The following is a 19,261-nucleotide window of genomic DNA, read 5'->3' on the forward strand; positions in this document are numbered from 1 at the left end:
AAACTTACTTATAGCTAATTTTAACTTATTGCTGCTTTTGCGGCGGGAAGTTACTTAAAATTTYGCTCACTGTTTTWTTAATTGATGCTTCACGTTGCTCTGGCGATTGATTTTTCTTTAATCGACCTTCTTTTGCGCCGCGCCATACTAGCTGGTTTGACTCACGGTCTACAATATCAATAATCAGTGTGCCCACTTCGTATTCACGCGCAGTTGTGTCGCGTTGAAAACCAGTACCCCAATAACCCCAATGCGGGCGGTAGTTTACATTAAATGTATCTACTTCAAGCTCTTTATCAACCGATGCATGATAGTTAACAAGTACATCAGCATTTGCTGCATCAACTAAGCTCATACCTAGTGTTTGGCTCAGCTCAGCGTTAACGGCAGTGCGAACACGTTTTTCCATTAAGCCATTAATTTGGTAGTTATTTGTGTCTTTAGTTAGGCTGGCGTTTTCTACCCAAGCAAATGTTTTAAAATTACTAAAGTTGGCTGATTTATCGTAATCCCAATCAGGGGTTTGTGTACAGGCTGTAAGAAGTGCTAGCGCTGCAACAATAAGTATATTTTTCATTACGTTTGCTCCAATAAAATGCATTAATTTAAAATAACACACATCGTTTAAATGTGTATTATTTAAACGTCCTATATTTTAGTTTAGTTGGTTTGCCTTAACGGCCAATTAATTGTGTTCAACTTCAATCCAATCTTTTTCATCTACCCAGTTTTGTGCACCGTCTTTTACTGAACGAATAGGCACAATGTAGTCACAACTTATTTGTGGCTTAACTGAGGCAAATATAGGCACAAAACCAAAGCTTAGTGCGGTTTCTATAATTGCTTTTTGATTTTGTGGGTCAATGTCGGCCGCTTCATCTATGTAAATAGGTATACGGTATAGGTTTTGTTCCTGATCGCTTAATAAGTAACGAATAAACAACATGCCACACAATAACTTAATCGTAATACGTGTGCCGTTTGAACCCGCCGAATCTATTTTTTCAAAGTGTTCGGTTTCACCTGCGCGGTTAACTACTTCAAATCGAATATCAAATAAATCGGTAAGTGTTAAACCCGCTTTATCTGATGCGAGTTTAATTAAGTGATCTTTTGCTTCGTTTACCGCGCTTTCGCTGTACGGTTCTTGGCTAAGTAAATCAAGCGTGTCACCTTGCTCAAACTGATGCGACGTACTGATAATGGTATCGATACTATCAACCAGCATTTTGCGCGGTATTACGTTAATTTTAAACGCTTGCAGGTTTGAAATTCGGTGCTGGCTTATGCCTTTATTAAAGCTGTTCATTTCGCGGCGAAGGCGGTCTAAATCTTCTCGTAAGCCTTTAATAGTTGCGGCCACTTCGGTAAGCGCAACACGAGCTTGGCGCTCAACAGCATTGCGTTCGTTATCAATATTATGAAAGGCGCTTATTAGCTTTTGGTATTTAGTGTATTCGTCGTTTTCGTTGTCGAATTTAGTAATACCCGCGTTATATACATGCAAATAGGTGTTACGCACGTTTATGTCAAAATTACGCAGCTCTTGGCAGTCTTTATTAAAGTGATGCACAAGATCGCTTAAGTTATCAAAGTCGACCGTAATATCAATCATGTACGGGGTTACTTTGCCGCTGTATAAATCAAGGGTATGGTCAATTCGCTCGCTCTTAACTTGGCGTAAGCGCTCAGTTTGGCGATTAATTTGCTCTTGTTTAGATTTAATTAACGAGCGTCTGTCAGCAATTGAGCCGCTATTTTTTTGAATATCTTGCAGGTAGTCGTCAACTTGTTCGCGCTCAGCTAATAACTGCTCTTTTAGCATGGCTTGCGCTTCAACCGACTGCTGCATTACCTCAAACTGTTCTAAGCGTTTTAGAGCGCTCTCTGCACTCATAAGCTCATCGTATAGTGCGTCTTTTTCTTTTTGCTTATCGGCAACATTAGCGGCTACTTCGCGCTGTTGTTTAAACTCTTTTAAAGAGTGTTCAAGCGCACTTAACTGCGCCGTTAATTGCTCTTTGTTTTCGCCGCTTTGCATTTGCACAGGCGAGAGCTTTTTAAGCTTAATGCTCGCACCTGGTAGCGTTAATACGCCGCCTTTAACGTTTTCGCTAAGTAGCGATAAAAACTCACCAAACGCGTCTTCATCATCAATGGTTATATCGCCATTAGTGGTGGTTGCAAACGAGAGAATATCTGGGTTTAAAATGCGCGATATTTCTTCTACTTCTTTTAACGAGAGGTCTTCGCGCATGCGGGTAAACAAATTAAACTCAAGGTTTTTAAGTTGCAGCTTTAAGCTCTTAATTTGTTTTTGTGTTTCGCTAATGCGGTAGTCAAGCGTATGTAGGCTTTGCCCTTGTGCGCTGGTTATAGAGTGCGAAAGCGACTCGTAATCGTGCTTGAGCTGGCCAAGGCTGGTTTTAAGGGTGGCTTTATTTACCAGTTCAAACTCGCTTTTTAGAGCGCTGTAATCTAAAAACCATTGCTCAATTTGGGTTTGTTTGCGCTCTATATCACGCGATTGCTGCACGTATAGGCTTTGCTTTTGCTCAAACTCGTGTTTTTCGTGTTCTATGTCTTCAAGTGCAACACCTAGTTCATTTAGCTGCGCCTCTTGGTAAGTATCAAAGTCAATCAGTGCTTGGTCAATTTTAGGTGCGTACGCCGCTAATTTACCTTTAAGCACGGTCTGATTTTCAAGCATTGATTCAAGTGCGGCTATTGGCTCTTGCATTGACTCAAGGGCTTTTAGTTCGCGTTTTGAGCGATTTACTTTATCAAACGAGCGGCGCCATACTTCGTAAAAGTCGACCTTAGAGTTCGACATATGGCGTTCAAAAACGCGTAGCATAAAGCGTTTTACGTCGCTTGCGCCTAATTTGTGTAAGTTAAGAATACGTCTAAATATTTCTTTATAAATAGAGGAGTCTTGCACATTATTAAGCGGGATCATTTTTAAGTTAATGTCGCCGTCAAATGGGGTTGCGCCGCCAGTCAGTAGCGCGTTTAACTCTTGTGCTTTTAACTCAATAGGGTTGTAGTTAAGCGATTTTAAATGGTTGAACAGCTTGGTAAATTTAATAATAGTTTTACCTTGCGTGTACTGCTCTAAATCAAGCTTTCCTTGATAACAAAAGTACTGATGCGCGTAACCGGCAATTTTACCAAGTCCCGCAACGCCTATTACTACCGAGCCATGAGGCAAGTTAGCTTCGAGTAAAATATACGACTGATCGGATGAAAAATAAAACTTACGGGTTTCATCTAAATCGTGTCCGTCCCATTCTGTTAAGCGTAAATCGTTAATAAGCGGAAACTGCAGGGCGTTAATAACCGAGCTTTTACCTGTGTTATTTGGCGCGCAAATAGAGCTGCTTTTATCAAGCGGGATCACACATTTTGCATAGCCTGCGGTGTTAAGTAGGGCGAGTTTACTTAGTCCGTATAGATTTTTCATTCCTCGTCCTCTGTAATATAGGTTTCTTCGTTTACTTCCATTAATGCATCTATGTAGCGGTGAATTGGCGCTTGTAGCATAAACCCGCCTTCTACTTCACGGGCTAAACCTAAGCGCACCATGCGCAGGTATACGTCTTTACGCAAATCCGATCCTGAAAATATCTCAAGCTGATCAAACAAATGTTTGTTAATTTGCACCAGCGTTTGCATAAGCTCTAAATCGTTTACGTCGTCAAACAATGCGCGCATTGGGTCTTTACCCGTATTGGCGTAGTGCTCAATTAAAATGTAAATGGTGAGCGCGATAGCACGAGATATTTTGCCCATATTTGGTGTGCTTTCGTCGCTACCAAAGTAATAAAAGCCACGGCTGTCGCGTTTTAAATCGTTACCTAAAGCGGTAAATAGGGCGGTGTAGTCTTCTATGTGTTGGTCAAGCTCTTGCCACATTACGTTGTCTTGCTCGCAAATGTGGTAACCCGCTACTAATTTTTTATTAATGGCTTGTAGGTGGGTTAGCTCGTCTAAGTTTATGTGTGTCATGGTTTATTTATCTGCCTTTGGATCTGGCTGAGGCTCTGAATTAAATGGGTATAAAGAAAAGTGCTGACCGGCAATTTTTACGCGGGCTTTTTCATCGCTTTGAATTATTTTAATATCGCTGTCGCTGACTAATTTTTGATACAAAAATAGCATTTCGTCGGCATCGAGACTTGGATAGCTTTCGTCTAAAAATTGCAGCAAGGGCTGCGGCTTTTTGCGTTTTTTATTAAAGCGCTTAGCAAAGCTGGTTTTAACATCGTTGTAGTCAGGAATATTAGGCGTAACAAATGCAGGCACGTCTTGCTGGTCAGGCAATTGGTATTCTTCGTGTTCAAATTCAACCAAGCTTGCCATGTAAGCCACAATATGGCGTTGCTGACCAAGCGAATATCGCTGCGCGTCGCTTACAAAATGTGGTTGCACAGCACTTAGCATATTGTCTACGCCATTTTTACGTACAAGCCCAAGTACTTTGGCTGCTTGGCGAGTAATTAAGTTGTTACGGCGTAACTCTTCGCGCAGCGGCATAAGCATATCGGCACTTTTACGTAAGCTTTCTCGCCCCATTAAATGCATTTCGAGTATTCGGGTACGTAATTGCTCCAGCATACGTTTGTCGTTATACGCTTTACCTGAGCGCTCAATGTGCAGTATTTGCTTACTTATTTGCTCTTCAATGAGGGTAAAACATGCATGAAACTCACCACGAATATCAACCATTTCAAGCATTGGCTCTATGTATTCGTCAAAGGCTTCTATTACTGCTTTATAACGTTTTTGCAGCGATTTCACCGTATTATTTGATTTGGCTTGTTCAACTATATTTAAAATAGCGTTTTCGTTGTGCGTATAGAGCTTCATTATTTTACGCACCCGATCATCCATAATACGGCTGTAGCGGCGTAAATCGTCAAAGTCTTCTATTTCGCCAGCGTTATCTAGGCGATTACCTAAACGAGCTAGGTCGTCGACTAATACGCTAATTTCTTGCGCTAAGCCTAAATGCTCTTCTTGCAGTAAAAACGTAGCAAAATCGGCAATAGCACGATTTATTTCAAGCTGAGAAGATTTAGCCAGCGGAATTAAAATATCTTGGTTTAACAAACGATTTGTTTCTTTATAAATGCGTTCGTTTGACCACGTAGGCTGCTTTTGCTTAATCGCGTTTTGTACGTCTTTTAGGCTAAAGTCAGCCATTTTAAAACGTTTAAATAATAGCTCTAATACACCCCAATGTTCGGTTATGGTGTTTAGCAGCTTTTTAGCTGGGATCATAAGAGGTTACAACATCCTAGTATTTTATTATTGAGTTCTTTTAGAAGACTCATTATTACGTATTTTTAATTAACCTTGTCTGTATATAGTATTCGTTTTTAAGACCATTTAATAATAGTTTTTGCATAGAGGCAGTGCTAAAATTCGCGCCGAAAATAGGCACATGAAATGGAATGTTATTTGTGTGTTCTTTAAAACTATATCAAAGGTTGTTTAACTACCATGGTTTCCTCGATTATTCTAACCCTGATAGCGATTGCATTTTTACTGATCGTTATAGAAGATATAATCCATGTAAATAAAGCTAAAACCACGCTGTTTTTTGGTACGCTTTGCTGGATTCTTCTTTTTATATACCCCCTACACGGGCAAAGCCCCGATACGATTCAACACCTCTTAAATGAAAATATTTTAGAAATTGCCTCATTATGGCTATTTTTAATGGCTGCGATGACCTTTGTAGCGTATTTAAATTCAAAAGGGTTTATAGAAAATATTGTGCACCGTGTTATGCCAAAAAGTATTAGCGAAAAAAAGCTCATGTTTTTGGTGGGTGGTTTTGCATTTTTGTTTTCGTCGATTTCAGATAACGTAACAGCGACGCTTATATCGCTTGCGGTTGTTATGTCGTTAAAACTTGAACCTAAAAAGCTCATTAAATACGCCACGCTTATTGTATTTGGGGTTAACTCAGGTGGGGTATCGCTAATAACAGGTGACGTAACCACACTAATGATATTTTTAGATGGCAAAGTAACCATTGCTCATTTATTACTACTTATAGCGCCAGCACTTGCGAGCGTTATGCTGCTTGCCGCGTTACTGTCTATAGGTATGAAAGGGCGTGTTGAGTTTGCTAGTGCAGGTAAAACCCGCATTGAAAAAACCGACATTACCATTGCTGTTATATTTTTATCTACCGTAGTGAGCACACTTATGCTGAGTGTAGTTTACAGCGTACCGCCTTTACTCACCTTTTTGTTTGGCTTGTCGGTGATGTTTTTAGTGGCGCAATTTTTAATGCGCAAAAAAGACATAAACAAAGACATAATCGACTTTGTTCGCGATATAGAATACGACACATTATTGTTTTTTGTAGGTGTACTTTTACTTGTAGGCGCACTTAAAGAAATTGGTATGTTGAGTAAATTTACCGACCTATACACGGTAATGGCACCAGAATACGCAAACTACTTAATGGGCATATTATCAGCAGGGGTCGATAACGTACCGCTTACCGCTGCCTTATTAAAAGCCGATATAGTAATGAGCCAACAACACTGGTTGTCGTTTACGTATGCAACGGGCGTGGGCGGTTCAATGCTTATTATTGGTTCGGCTGCGGGCATTATTGCCATGAGTAAAGTTAAAGCGCTTACCTTTATGAGCTACTTGCGTTTATCGCTGCATTTATTAATTTGTTACACGGTTGGATATGCGGGCTCGTATTACATGGGTAGTTTTATTTAACTCATAAATTATTAAATGCTTGACAGCTAGACGTCTAAACGATAACTTTCAAAGCCCCGCTACTTAGTGGGGTTTTGTTTTATTAGCCACTGGTTAATAAAGCATTCAGAAGAGGTGCGATACTTAGGTACTTAATGTTAGGCGACGAAAGCCGATGATCATTAAGGAGGGAAGTACTCGCCGAGGAAAATAATGGTACGTCGTCATTGTTTTTCGGTTTATGGGGCTGAATCCTCAAAACTGTCACCAATATAGGTGGAGAGCTTCTGGCAGTGGACTTATCTTCAAGCATTCCTTTGCCAAGTTCTTCTTGTTTTATTGCGGTTTGGATACCGCGAAAGGAGACTAAATGACTACCCAATCAGCGCCACAAACAGTGCCTCAAACAGAGTTAAGCGCAAAATCAGATTACATCGTTGCCAAATTTGGCGGAACAAGTGTTGCAAATTTTGAAGCGATGAGTCGCTGCAGCGAAATTATTGTTGCAGATAAAAGCGTACGTATTGTTGCCGTGAGCGCCAGTGCCGGCGTAACTAATCACTTAGTTGCACTGTGTAAATCAAGCATTACCTTAAGTGAGCGCCAAGAACACATAAATGGCGTGCTTGCTATTCAACAAACTATATTAGATGAATTATCGCTAGATGCTGATTTAGCGGTTGGCTTTAACGAAACCTTAAAAGCATTTCAAACATTGGCTCAAGAGCCACTAACAACCGATCAGCAACACGACGAGCTACTTAGCTTTGGTGAGCGTTTATCGTCGTATTTGTTTGCACAGGTACTTCGTTTACAAGGTTTAAATGCCGATCGCTTTGATGTGCGCAAGGTGCTTAAAACCGACAGCCAATTTGGCAAAGCAACGCCTAATGTTGCAGCAACAGCGCAAGCTGCTAAAGAGCATTTAATTCCGTTATTAGACGCTCAAGTAATTGTGACTCAGGGATTTGTTGGCAGTGACGAATACGGTCAAACCACAACGCTTGGACGTGGTGGTTCAGACTACAGCGCTGCATTATTAGCGGAAGCAATTAACGCTAAAAGCGTGCATATTTGGACCGATGTAGTGGGCATTTTTAGCACCGACCCGCGTTTGTGCGCAAAAGCGACGCCTATTGCACGTTTAAGTTTTGACGAAGCCGCTGAAATGGCAACCTTTGGCGCAAAAGTATTACACCCAGCGACTATTTTACCAGCAAGTCGTAGCCACATTAACGTGTTTGTAGGTTCTAGCCGCGAGCCAGAGCGTGGCGGTACGTGGATTGAGCGTGAAAAATCGCAGCAACCAGGTATACGCGCAGTAACGCAACGTAAAAACCAAATACTGCTTACGCTTAAAAGCCCAGAAATGCTACTAGCAAGCGGCTTTTTAGCACGCGTATTTACACTATTAAGTGAATATAATATATCGGTAGATTTGGTAACCACATCAGAAATCAGTGTAGCTATAACGCTTGATAACGCGCAAAACGCCTCGCGCCCAGAGCTTGATCAAGAATGCCTAGATAAGCTTGCAGAGTTTTGCCATGTTTCGGTAGAAAACAACCTAACATTGGTGGCACTTATTGGCTCTGAAATTCAATTACGCCAACACGAAATGAACTTAATGAGTGTACTAAAAGACTTTAACATTCGATTGATTTGTCACGGTGCTAGTAAGCACAACCTGTGCTTTTTAGTAGAGCAAACAGAGTCAGATAATGTAGTACAGTCTATTCATAGCCGTTTATTAGAAAACGATTTTGCTGCGTAAATAACGATTATTCAGGAAAGCGATTTATTAAAGTTAACTAGTAAAATTACTTGATAAAGTTACTTAACAAAATTAATTAATAAAGTCATTTAATAAAAAGCATCGCCAGTCGATGCTTTTTTTATGCACCACACTCACATCAAAACAAACATTGCTGTTACTGCTATCAGCTAGAGTAACGCGATTACTGCAAGCACTCAGCTTTGCACTATGTAATTCTTCAAACACATTAGGGCTAAGTAATTTTGCAATAGGGCGGCTGCTGGCTTTAGCAAGTGACTCTTTTAATGTCCAAATTCTAAAAAACGTATCTGCTTGGGCTTGGGTATTAGTAGGCTCGGTAATAAGTGCAATTTCATCATTATGATAAAAATGCTTAGCGAGCTTTTCAAACGGGCGCTTTAGGCTTATTTTTTCAATATCAAAACCAAACTCACTTTTATCAAAATTTAGCGCGACCCCAACCAAACCATGCGAATGCGAAATACAGGTATTAATAACATCACCACTCACATGTATTTGCAGCTTTGAGCTTGCTTCGTCAAATTCTGTACTCATTTTATTAAGGGCTACGTGCTTATGTTGCGGTTGCGCTACTTTAATAAGGTGTTTTAACAATAACCGCGTAGCTAAATACTCTTGCTTAGCTTGTGGGCTTTTGCGGCGGTTTATAATGGTTAACTCAAATGGGCTTAAGCAATCAGGCAAATTAAAGTCACTAAGCTCAAGTGTTTTAGCATTAAATAATAAAATGCTGTTACTCGCTAAAGACAAGTTTGCCAATTGAGTTGAAGTAATACTCAAGGCATTTTTAAAATAGTGTTCAGTCATAAAAGCCCTAAAGCAAAAGAAGTCGCTGATATTGTGAGCGGTTAGCGCCACTAACAAAGGCTGTGTACAATTTTATTACTCAGCTGGCATGAAATATGGTTTAATTCACAATAATCAAAATAATAACAGATTTGTAGATGTATGGCACAAGTGCGTGATGGGTTTCAAAGCCGACTTGGTTTTGTTTTAGCCGCTGCTGGCGCAGCAGTGGGTTTAGGTAATATTTGGGGTTTTCCTACGCAAGCGGCCAACCATGGCGGCGGTGCATTTTTACTGGTTTACTTTATTGTTATATTTTTACTTGCGCTTCCTGCGCTGTATACCGAACTTTATTTAGGTCACAAAGCACAAGCTAATCCTGTAAAAGCATTGGGTGATGCATGGCAAAACACTAACCGTAAAGTAGGTGCGGCAGCAGGTTATATTGGCCTTGCGGGCGCAGTTGTTATGCTAAGTTTTTATTCAATAGTGGCAGGATGGATGCTTTCGTACGCTATTGAACCCATAACAACCTTTTTAGGTTTCACAGGCGCAAGCGAATTTTTACATAGCGACTCAGTGCTGCGTAATTTTGTATTTACGCCACTTATGCTTATTTTAACCGCCAGTATTATTTTAAAAGGGGTTAAATCGGGAATCGAAACTTGGTCGCGCCGTTTAATGCCACTGTTACTAGTGCTGCTAGTTGGTTTAATTGCCTACATTGCAACACTCGATGGCGCAAGCGAAGGTTTTGCCGCGTATTTAATTCCTGATTTTAGCCAAATACTCGACCCTAATTTAATTATTGCCGCAATGGGGCAAGCGTTCTTTTCGCTCTCACTAGGTGTGGGTTGTATGATGATTTACGGCTCGTATTTACAACCAGATGCTAATTTACCAAAACTCACAGCAGGTGTTGCACTACTTGATACTGGTGTTGCTTTTTTAGCGGGTTTACTTATTATTCCTGCTATTTATGTGGCGCAGCACAACGGTGTAGAGGTATTTAGTGGCGGTAAATTGATTGGCGAAGGGCAGCTTATTTTTGCTATTTTACCTGAGCTATTTAGTACCATGGGCGAAATAGGCTTATTAGTTGGTTTATTATTTTTTGTATTAATGTCTATCGCATCGGTTACGTCAACTATATCGACCACTGAAATTCCGGTAGCGTTTTTAGTCGAAAACCACAACGTTAGTCGCACCAAAGCAACATGGGCAGTGAGCGCCGTTGTTTTTGTGTGTGCCAGCGCGATTATATTAAATTTTGATTGGTTATTTGGCTTAGTTATTATGCTATTTACTCAATATCAATTACCGCTTATGGGCTTGTTTTACTTTATTACAGTAGGTTGGATGTGGCAGCGTGGTAATAAATTACACCAAGCAACAACTGGCGTACATTACTGGTTTGCTCAGTATATTCGTTTTGTTTGCCCAATATTAATGACCTTGGTATTTGCAAACGTTGCCTTTGGCTAAGCTCTATTTAAAGTAAATTTTTAAACAAAAAAGCGAATAGGGCTCACCTTATTCGCTTTTTTTGTACCGGTTATTTAGGTAAAGCCAAGGCCTTATAAAACCTCGTTAGTCAGAGGCCTACCTTCGCTTACTTCAAGCGCGTTAAGTAGGGTTGTGTTTGCTATTTCGGTCAGCGCTTCTTGGGTAAAAAAGCCCTGATGGCCTGTTACTAAAACATTTTTAAAGCTCACTAAGCGCGAGAATATATCATCTTGGTTTATTTCGTCGCTGTGGTTTTTAAAAAATAGCTCCGACTCTTGCTCGTAAACGTCGAGCCCTAAATACCCTAATTTTTTAGTTTTAAGTGCGTTTATACACGCCTTGCTGTTAAGCAGTGCACCGCGAGAGGTGTTAATAAGCATTACACCGGTTTTCATTTTACTAAATGCCTCGTCATCTATTAAATGATGAGTTTGCTCCGTTAGAGGGCAATGTAAAGAAATCACATCGCTTTGGCTAAGTACGGTGTCTATATCGGTAATTGTATAATTGCCAGGTTGTGCGTAGGGGTCGCACACTAATACTTTAGCGCCAAAGCCATTTAAAATGTTACACAGCGCAAGGCCAATTTTACCGCAACCTACAATACCCACGGTTTTATTGTGCAAGTTAAAACCAAGCAATCCGTTTAAATCAAAATTGTCTTCGCGTACGCGGTTATACGCTTTATGGGTTTTACGGCTAAGCGTTAGCATAAGTGCAATACAATGCTCGGCTACGGCCTCAGGGCTGTAAGCCGGTACGCGTAAAACTTTAATTTTATGTGCTTTTGCTGCAGGTAAATCAACATTATTAAATCCTGCACAACGTAGCAAAATAGTATTTATGCCTTGGCGAGCTAGTTGTTCAATAACCGTGGCGTTTACGGTGTCGTTAACAAATACGCATATGGCATCAAACCCGCTTGCTAAAATAGCGGTTTGTTCGCTTAGGGATTGCTCAAAATATGTTATTTTTATATCACGATTATCGCGTGTACTTTGTTCAAAAAAAGGCAGTTCGTACTTTTGAGTACTAAAAAAAGCAATGTTCATGGTAATAGCCTCGACGCTTAAGGAGTATTATTTATTACTAATACAATAAACTACTTTATAAACCTGTGCTTTAGTAACACGCCTTTTATTGATTTAAATTAAGCCTTAGCTGGCGTAAACAAAGGTATTTTTGATGCTACCTTTTTACCACCTCTTGCAGCGCTTAACTTTGCGGCTTGCAGTAGGTTGCTTTCTATTACTTGTTTAAGTGTTTCGGGCTTAGTACGTGGTGCATAGCGTGCAACAAGTTGCCCATGTGAGTTAATTAAAAACTTAGTGAAATTCCACTTAATTGCACGATTTTGCGAAATACCCCGCGTATGCGACTTTAAATAATTAAACAACGGGTGGGTTTCTGGCCCATTTACCATTACCTTACCAAATACCTCAAATGAGACATTAAATTGCTCTTGGTAAAAGTCTTTAATGGCTAAATTATCAAGCGGCTCATTTTGGCCAAACTGGTTACACGGAAACGCAAGCACAGTAAAACCATTGTTTTTGTATTGTTGATAAAGCTTTTCGAGCGCGTTTAATTGCACCGAAAAATTACACTTACTCGCTGTATTAACAATAAGGACGGTTTTGCCCTGTAACTGGCTAAGAGGAAAATTTTCGCTGTTAAAAAGTGGTGCATTAAATTGATAAATACTGTCCATAGGTTACCTACTTACCTTTCCCGCTAAGGAAATTTTATAAAGACTTTCATTCGCTTTTTTATCGACCGGTTGACATAATCGAGGTCTAGTTTCTAAGTTATCAGTTAAATAGGTCATTTTTATGTCAATGAAAGTCGCATTTATAGGTTTAGGCGTAATGGGTTACCCAATGGCGGGGCATTTAGCAAAAGCAGGGCACAGCGTATGCGTTTATAACCGTACTCAAGCTAAAGCTCAAACGTGGACTGCAGAATTCTCAGGGAGCTTTGCATCAACCCCACGCGAAGCTGCCAGCAATGCCGGCATTGTATTTATGTGTGTTGGTAACGATGACGATTTGCGCTCAGTAGTGTATGGCGACGATGGTGTGTTAGCCGGCATGTTACCGCACACTATTTTGGTTGATCACACCACAACTTCTGCGGAAGTAGCCCGCGAAGTGGCTGCAAAAGCGACTCTGCAAAATATCGACTTTATAGATGCGCCTGTATCGGGCGGACAAGCTGGCGCCGAAAACGGCGTATTAACGGTTATGGCGGGTGGCAGTGAGGCCGTATTTGCTAAGGTGCAGCCAGTTATGGCGGCGTTTAGTCGTTTTAGCCAACTGTTAGGCGGCGTTGGCTCGGGACAACTTTGTAAAATGGTTAATCAAATTTGTATTGCTGGCGCAGTGCAAGGTTTAGCTGAAGGCTTACATTTTGCCAAGCAAGCTGGGCTTGATGGCGAAAAAGTTATAGAAACAATATCTAAAGGCGCAGCCGGTTCGTGGCAAATGGAAAACCGCTACAAAACAATGTGGGCGGGTGAATATGAGTTTGGTTTTGCCGTAGATTGGATGCGTAAAGATTTAGGCATTGCACTCGATGAAGCTAAAAACAACGGCGCTACTTTACCAATGACCGCAACGGTCGATCAATATTACGCCGATGTACAAGCACTCGGCGGTGGCAGATACGACACCTCAAGCTTACTTGCACGCATTGAAGCGCTGCATAAAAAGTAACGTTTACGTTGAGTATGTCGATGTAGATGCGAAGCTTGCTTGCGTGATTGGCAAAGCCCGTAAAGTAATTTATTCATAAAGAGGTTATGAGGCGCTGCGCTTTTAGAGGAAGTTATAGATCTAAAAAATTATTTTTTTATGTTTCTCATTTACTTCTCATTCGCTTCTCTTTGTGAAATAGATTTTGCTTTGTTTGAAGTGGTACAGATATTTATGAACAAAAACGCGACGCTTTATTGCTAAAGCGTCGCGTTTTTAATGCGTTATACAAACAAAATTACATGCTTTGTGCGTAGTTGTACAACGCCTTTAAAATAGTAAGATTTTTTTCGCTGTCGTCATGTTCATGCGCTAGGTTTTCAAGGGTGATCATAAAATCTTGCGCATTAATCGATGGTTGATCTTCGCCGTGCATTAACTTGTTTTGGCAATACTGGCGCCATTGATCAAGCTCTTGCTGGTTTAGCGTTTCAGGCCAGTTACGGGCGCGGTATCTAAACAATAACGTATTGAATTTTTTATCTTCAAAGTCTAAATTCAAACCGGCTAATTCATCTGGTTTTGCATCACGAATAATCGCAAATTTAGCTTTATCAGCATGGCTTGTAAACCCATCGTAAAGTAAGTAGTCAACGTTAGTGGTTGCGCTGTAATCGCCTTGCTCGTTAAACACCTCGGTTACTTTATCGCGAAGGTCGGTATTGGCTTTTAAAATAGCTAAGTTAGCTAAGCATTGCTCGCGATCAATCCCAAGGCGCGCGGCGTTTTCAGGCAATAATGTTTTAGCTGGGGCTAAAATAGGGCACTTGTTTAAATGCACTAGTTTTAAGCCAACAGGTAAATCGTCCTCGGCTAAATCTACACGTTTGGTGTATAAACGTTTGCGTAATTCTTCTACGTTTAAATCAATGAGCACTTGCGGGCTTTGAGTTAAATCAAAACAAATAACCGCATTTTTATTTACCGGATGAAAGCTCATTGGTGCAACCCAGCTTGTGCAGCCTTGTGTTGCAGGTATGCGCGACGTGGTATGCACCAGCGGCGTCATGTTAAATACATCAACCAATTCGGCAAGGGCTTTTTTGCCACGCAGCCCAAAAAAGAAGTTATAGAGCTTTGGTTGCTTTTCTTTTATTAGCTTAGCCAGTGCAATAGTGGCGGTTACATCGCTTAGCGCATCGTGCGCTGCGGCGTGTTCAATACCATTGGCTACGGTTAAATGCTCTAACTTAAAGCTTGGGCTGCCGTCTTCTTTTAACGGCCATTCAATGCCTTCAGGGCGCAGCGCGTAACAAGCGCGTACTAAATCAATAATATCCCAGCGACTATTATTATTTTTGTATTCGCGCTCGTATGGGTCGTAAAAATTACGGTAAAAGCTGTAACGACTTACTTCGTCATCAAACCGAATACTGTTATAACCGGCAACACAGGTGTTTGGCACGCTAAATTCGGCATGAATTTTTGCTATAAACTCAGCCTCAACCAAGCCTTTTTTCATCGCTACTTGTGGCGTAATACCCGTAATTAAACACGCCTCAGGGTGAGGCAAGTAATCCGCTTGCGGCTTACAATATTCAATAAGCGGCTCGCCAATAATATTTAAATCAAGATCGGTACGAATACCCGCAAACTGGCTCGGCTTATCCTTTTGAGGGCTCGCCCCCCAAGTCTCGTAGTCGTGCCAATAGATTGTTTCTTGATTCTCTTGATAGCTTTCATTATTCATTCTATGTCTTAGCCCTTTATATTTACGGGTTATTAGCGCTACTCAGTTTCTTTTTGTATTTTCGAGTTTCTTGTAATTGGCGCATTGTGTGTATAGTATCGTGTATAAATTTTTTGCTAACTGTGTATAAAAAATTAAATGGCGATCAGTGACACCAAATTAAGAAAGCTGCTAGGTAAAAATCAAACACCGTGCGTATTATCGCATAGAGATAGTTTAAGTGTAAGGGTATCTGCTAAGGGGACTATCACTTGGCAATACCGCTGCCGTGTTGATGCTAAGCAGGTAATTATTACACTAGGGCGTTATCCTGGGCTAAGCATTAAAGAAGCACAAGACTACATACCGCTTTTTCAAAATTGGTTAAGCCAAGATAAAGATCCACGCCTAGAACTTAAGCTTATGCGTAACAATGCCAAGGGCTTGCCTACAATGGCAGAAGTTGCTGCAACGTGGCTAGATAAAAAAGTACCCGACCTAAAAGAAAAAACACAAATTTTATACACAAACCAAGTCAGTAAATGGATTGTACCAATACTTAATGATAAAAATATGCCACTTGATTTAATGACCATTAAAGATTGGATAACATATTTTGATGAAGTAAAAGCACAAGGCAGTGCTAAAACAGCCGGCACTATATTAGTGCGTATTAAATCAATTATTGGTTGGGCTGAAAAACGTGGCGAAGTTAAGCCATTTAACCCTGTACTTACATTAAATGTAAATGACATAGGTGAACAGGCATCAGTTGGCCAACGAGTAATGCGCTTTGATGAAATTGCAAAGCTTTGGATACAAATAGAAAGCTCAAAGGCTACTCCAGCAACTAAAGCATGCCTTCAGCTAATCTATATAACAGGGGCACGCCAATCAGAAGTTCGTTTAGCAAAGTGGGATCATTTCGACTTTGAGAACAATATTTGGACAGTACCGCCTGAAAACTCAAAAACAAATAAAGCTATCCGCAGGCCAATTTCAGCCAAGATGAAAAGTATACTAGACACACTAGCAATGGTTTATGGGCGAAAAGGTTACTTAATACCAGGTGGTAATCCACACAAACCAATGACCACCCACAGTATTAATCGCTATTGCTGTCGGATGTGGGATCACTTGTTTGAAAAATATAAAATGCCCAAGTTTCTACCGCATGATGCCCGCCGCTCACTTTCAACACTATTAAGCGAAAATGGCGTAGCACCACACGTAACAGAAAAAATGTTAGGCCATACAATGCGAGGAGTAATGGCTGTATACAACAAACATGATTGGATAAAAGAACAGGCCGAAGGTTTCGAGCTCTATTGCCAGCTTATTGAAGATGCTATTTTAGAATCACTCAATAATAAAGGATAAAATTAGAATGGAAGAAAGCAAAGAAATCATTAAATTTGTTTTTGATTGGAGCACATTTATTGCGTGCTTAGCGTTTTTTGTTGCTGTACATCAAGCTTGGATTAGCCGTAAGCATAATAAGTTGTCCGTTCAACCATTAATTTATGACTTTATGGAGGAGGGTGATAAATGCTTCACATACTCAATCAGAAATAAAGGTCATGGTGTGGCTAAAATTGAGTCTTTTAAATACTACTGGGCAGGTCAAGAAATAACTGACGAAGAGCTAAGAAATAAAGTAAATCCATATATTAAGCATAAAGATCATCTTAAAATAATTAACCTTGGTAGTGATTTCGGCATGTCAAATGACGAAATATTTAAATTGATAGATTTAACAGTAGTTTCAGACGTATCAAGCGACATACCAACAGATAGGTTTAAAAAGATAATTAATCTAATTGTTACTAATTGCAGGGTCAAAATTGAATATAAATCGTTATATAACGAAGAGTTTTCATTTGAGACCAGTACATCAGCTATTGATTTAAATTTATATAAAGAAGAATAAAATTATTGATTTAAATTTATATAAAGAAGAATAAAATCAGCTGTGTAAATACATTGGTCATCAAATATTGAATGGAATCATAAACGGACCTTTGATATCTACAGTTATCACAGTTATCACAGTTGTCTCTTATAGTCTCCTAGTGTCTCTTGCTGTTTTGAGAGCCAATATGCTAATATTTGGTTGTGGGTACAGTTAATGACACTCAGAGGTTTGGTTGTGGGTACAGTTAATGGGCTCCCAACAATGTAATTAATAGGCTTTTTATTAAACTAAAATGGCTTTTATTTATAGCTAAGAATGGAGCTGTAATGAAAAATCAAGTTATCCAATTAAGCGAAGTAAAAAAAGAGAATGTAGCAACAGAGCAGTTCTTAAACTTGCTCGATGCTGACATTAAAGCAGGAAATGTAAAAAAAATTCCTGATTCTGTATTTGATCGCATCGCTGCAATTAAGCACAAAGCACTTGTTGCACGTCAAAACAACGAATTAATAGAGATGTAAATGTACTGGGAAAAGTATTGGCATACTGTATTTGAGAATAGATACACGGAAGTATTGGATCAGGTCGAACGCGAAGCCAAAAAAGACCCAGAACACTTTTACGAATCTGCAATCTACAAATTATTTGAATGTGTTACAGATTGCATAGAAAATCGCATATTTATAGATCCTCAAGCAGCAGCTTTTATACTGGGCAATACATTAGGTAAAAGTAACCGGGATTGGCGAAGAGCCAAAAAGGGCATGCCTAATCGATATCGTTTGTTTTTTAAGTTTTCGAGTACAAATAAAGCAATAGTTCTAGCGTGGTTTAATGACCAGTCAACGCTTCGTAAAGATGGAAGCAAAACAGATGTTTATGAAGTTTTTAAAAGAATGCTATCAAAAGGGGCAGTACCCAGTAGCATTGATGAGCTGATAGAGCAATCAACAGAGTTTAATAAACAAGCCCGCTAATAGCGGGTTTTTTCGTGAATAAATTTGATAAATTCATATCGTTAACTAAGCTAAACTCCTAATCAAAAATAAAAGGGAGTTTTCATGTCTACAAAAACAGATATGAGCGGATTGAAAAAAACTATCTAAAAACTTAGAGGAATTAGGTAATAAAAAATCAATAGGGTTATATGAACTGATGAGTGACAATTTCGTTTCTAAGCACTCTAAATACAAAAGCTTCGATGAACTATTAAGTAGTAGCCCTTTTACTGTCGAAACTGCTGAAGATTTTGAAGCAATGCCAGATGATGAGTGGGATAGTTTTATAAATCAAAATACAGACTATGATTCTTGGAAAGAAATGCAGGTTAAAGCATTTGAATATTATGCAAAAAAACAAATAGAAAAAGGTCTATGACAAAATAGCCCGCGCTTGCGGGCTTCTTTATTAAATATATCCTTTACCTTCACAATATTGAAAGAGGATAGCATTTTGGCCAAATGCTGACTTTAGTAATTTACCGCCGTCATTTAACTTGATATAGGCATTAATTATTTCCGAATCGGTATTTATAGTTGGATTATTTACTCTGAAAAATGAAGGACTTTGATTCGTAGTGGTAATGTTAATAAAGTCTAAGTGTTCAAGTAGATCAAAGTAAATAATGAGCTCTCTGAATTGTCCTTTATCTACCCTAGGGCTAGTACAATTGAACATTAGCAAAGTTAGCTCTTGGTTTGATAATTGAGAATATTGTTATACTTTTTTGATCAGAAAATTCTTTATACCAAATTTTATTAGCTTTAAAATTTGATATAAATTCCTACAGTAACTTCCAAAAATTTTATTTTCGTATTTATAAAATGTAGTAAAAATATAGCTAGTAGGGACTTGAAAACCTGCCCAAGTTCCTACCGCACGATGCCCGTCGTTCACTTTCAACATTACTCAGCGAAAACGGCGTAGCACCACACGTAACCGAAAAAATGTTAGGCCATACAATGCGCGGAGTAATGGCAATTTATAACAAACACGACTGGATAAAAGAACAGGCTGAAGAGTACGAGTTACACTGCCAGTTAATCGAAAACTCGATAAAAGCGGAGTTGTAAAAGTATAGAGGAGCTATATAAATTCCAGCT

Annotated in this window: 18 protein-coding genes, 1 pseudogene and 1 riboswitch; of the genes and pseudogenes, 10 read left to right on the forward strand and 9 right to left on the reverse strand. The window is 39.6% G+C overall.

What is annotated here, in order from left to right; translation table 11 throughout:
• Positions 1–25 precede the first annotated feature (25 nt).
• The 4 genes from EU510_RS01955 to EU510_RS01970 all read right to left on the reverse strand — a co-directional run bounded on the left by EU510_RS01955 (position 26) and on the right by EU510_RS01970 (position 5,283).
• Complete coding sequence (locus tag EU510_RS01955; RefSeq protein ID WP_149592025.1) at positions 26–577, reverse strand: DUF4136 domain-containing protein; 552 nt, start codon at positions 575–577, stop codon at positions 26–28.
• Positions 578–685: 108 nt separating this feature from the next.
• A complete protein-coding gene (locus EU510_RS01960) occupies positions 686–3,463 on the reverse strand; it encodes an ATPase (protein ID WP_149592026.1) in 2,778 nt (925 codons plus the stop codon).
• Positions 3,460–4,008 carry a condensin complex protein MksE gene (locus EU510_RS01965; RefSeq protein ID WP_010553432.1) on the reverse strand — a complete coding sequence of 183 codons (549 nt, stop codon included), beginning with the start codon at positions 4,006–4,008 and terminating at the stop codon, positions 3,460–3,462. Before EU510_RS01965 ends, EU510_RS01960 begins: the two co-directional genes overlap by 4 nt.
• 3 nt (positions 4,009–4,011) lie before the next feature.
• On the reverse strand, positions 4,012–5,283 hold the full coding sequence (locus EU510_RS01970; RefSeq protein WP_149592027.1) for a hypothetical protein: 1,272 nt from the start codon (positions 5,281–5,283) through the stop codon (positions 4,012–4,014).
• Between the two features lie 222 nt (positions 5,284–5,505).
• On the opposite strand from EU510_RS01970, the gene nhaD reads away from it, so the two are divergent.
• Positions 5,506–6,753, forward strand: coding sequence for a sodium:proton antiporter NhaD (gene nhaD, locus EU510_RS01975; RefSeq protein WP_033026509.1), 1,248 nt, complete (start codon positions 5,506–5,508; stop codon positions 6,751–6,753).
• A 101-nt stretch (positions 6,754–6,854) separates the two neighbouring features.
• A riboswitch (Lysine riboswitch) is annotated at positions 6,855–7,027 on the forward strand.
• A 75-nt stretch (positions 7,028–7,102) separates the two neighbouring features.
• Positions 7,103–8,506, forward strand: a complete 1,404-nt coding sequence (gene lysC / locus EU510_RS01980) for a lysine-sensitive aspartokinase 3 (protein WP_149592028.1) — start codon at positions 7,103–7,105, stop codon at positions 8,504–8,506.
• Between the two features lie 72 nt (positions 8,507–8,578).
• On the opposite strand, the gene EU510_RS01985 is transcribed toward lysC, so the two are convergent.
• Positions 8,579–9,337 carry a 4'-phosphopantetheinyl transferase family protein gene (locus tag EU510_RS01985; RefSeq protein WP_149592029.1) on the reverse strand — a complete coding sequence of 253 codons (759 nt, stop codon included), beginning with the start codon at positions 9,335–9,337 and terminating at the stop codon, positions 8,579–8,581.
• Positions 9,338–9,478: 141 nt separating this feature from the next.
• Here EU510_RS01985 and EU510_RS01990 point away from each other — a divergent pair, with 141 nt between their 5' ends.
• Positions 9,479–10,801 (forward strand): sodium-dependent transporter, encoded by a 1,323-nt coding sequence (locus tag EU510_RS01990; RefSeq protein WP_149592030.1) that lies wholly within the window; start codon positions 9,479–9,481, stop codon positions 10,799–10,801.
• A gap of 92 nt (positions 10,802–10,893) precedes the next feature.
• On the opposite strand, the gene EU510_RS01995 is transcribed toward EU510_RS01990, so the two are convergent.
• Together EU510_RS01995 and EU510_RS02000 are read right to left on the reverse strand one after the other, a co-directional pair.
• Entirely contained in the window at positions 10,894–11,874 is a 981-nt protein-coding gene (locus tag EU510_RS01995; protein WP_149592031.1) for a 2-hydroxyacid dehydrogenase, read from the reverse strand.
• A 98-nt stretch (positions 11,875–11,972) separates the two neighbouring features.
• Positions 11,973–12,533 (reverse strand): glutathione peroxidase, encoded by a 561-nt coding sequence (locus tag EU510_RS02000; protein WP_149592032.1) that lies wholly within the window; start codon positions 12,531–12,533, stop codon positions 11,973–11,975.
• 121 nt (positions 12,534–12,654) lie between these two features.
• On the opposite strand from EU510_RS02000, the gene EU510_RS02005 reads away from it, so the two are divergent.
• Positions 12,655–13,536 carry an NAD(P)-dependent oxidoreductase gene (locus EU510_RS02005; RefSeq protein WP_149592033.1) on the forward strand — a complete coding sequence of 294 codons (882 nt, stop codon included), beginning with the start codon at positions 12,655–12,657 and terminating at the stop codon, positions 13,534–13,536.
• Between the two features lie 277 nt (positions 13,537–13,813).
• On the opposite strand, the gene sbcB is transcribed toward EU510_RS02005, so the two are convergent.
• Positions 13,814–15,265, reverse strand: a complete 1,452-nt coding sequence (gene sbcB / locus EU510_RS02010) for an exodeoxyribonuclease I (RefSeq protein ID WP_149592034.1) — start codon at positions 15,263–15,265, stop codon at positions 13,814–13,816.
• A 138-nt stretch (positions 15,266–15,403) separates the two neighbouring features.
• On the opposite strand from sbcB, the gene EU510_RS02015 reads away from it, so the two are divergent.
• From EU510_RS02015 to EU510_RS02035, 5 genes are all read left to right on the forward strand, one after another.
• Positions 15,404–16,624 carry a tyrosine-type recombinase/integrase gene (locus EU510_RS02015; RefSeq protein ID WP_149592035.1) on the forward strand — a complete coding sequence of 407 codons (1,221 nt, stop codon included), beginning with the start codon at positions 15,404–15,406 and terminating at the stop codon, positions 16,622–16,624.
• Positions 16,625–16,631: 7 nt separating this feature from the next.
• A complete protein-coding gene (locus EU510_RS02020; RefSeq protein WP_149592036.1) occupies positions 16,632–17,174 on the forward strand; it encodes a hypothetical protein in 543 nt (180 codons plus the stop codon).
• Between the two features lie 311 nt (positions 17,175–17,485).
• The gene (locus EU510_RS02025; protein WP_149592037.1) at positions 17,486–17,680 is read left to right on the forward strand and encodes a hypothetical protein; all 195 of its coding nucleotides are present in this window, start codon (positions 17,486–17,488) and stop codon (positions 17,678–17,680) included.
• Entirely contained in the window at positions 17,681–18,136 is a 456-nt protein-coding gene (locus EU510_RS02030) for a type II toxin-antitoxin system YhaV family toxin (protein WP_149592038.1), read from the forward strand.
• Between the two features lie 178 nt (positions 18,137–18,314).
• Positions 18,315–18,536, forward strand: a complete 222-nt coding sequence (locus tag EU510_RS02035) for a hypothetical protein (RefSeq protein ID WP_149592039.1) — start codon at positions 18,315–18,317, stop codon at positions 18,534–18,536.
• A gap of 30 nt (positions 18,537–18,566) precedes the next feature.
• Here the strand turns inward: EU510_RS02035 and EU510_RS20155 are convergent.
• A pseudogene (locus EU510_RS20155) lies at positions 18,567–18,857 on the reverse strand (hypothetical protein); the annotation flags it as partial.
• Between the two features lie 161 nt (positions 18,858–19,018).
• Between EU510_RS20155 and EU510_RS19970 the strand changes: the two are divergent.
• A complete protein-coding gene (locus tag EU510_RS19970) occupies positions 19,019–19,231 on the forward strand; it encodes a tyrosine-type recombinase/integrase (protein WP_149592677.1) in 213 nt (70 codons plus the stop codon).
• Positions 19,232–19,261: the final 30 nt, after the last annotated feature.

The organism is Pseudoalteromonas sp. FUC4 (genome assembly GCF_008370255.1).
Taxonomy (GTDB): Bacteria; Pseudomonadota; Gammaproteobacteria; order Enterobacterales; family Alteromonadaceae; genus Pseudoalteromonas.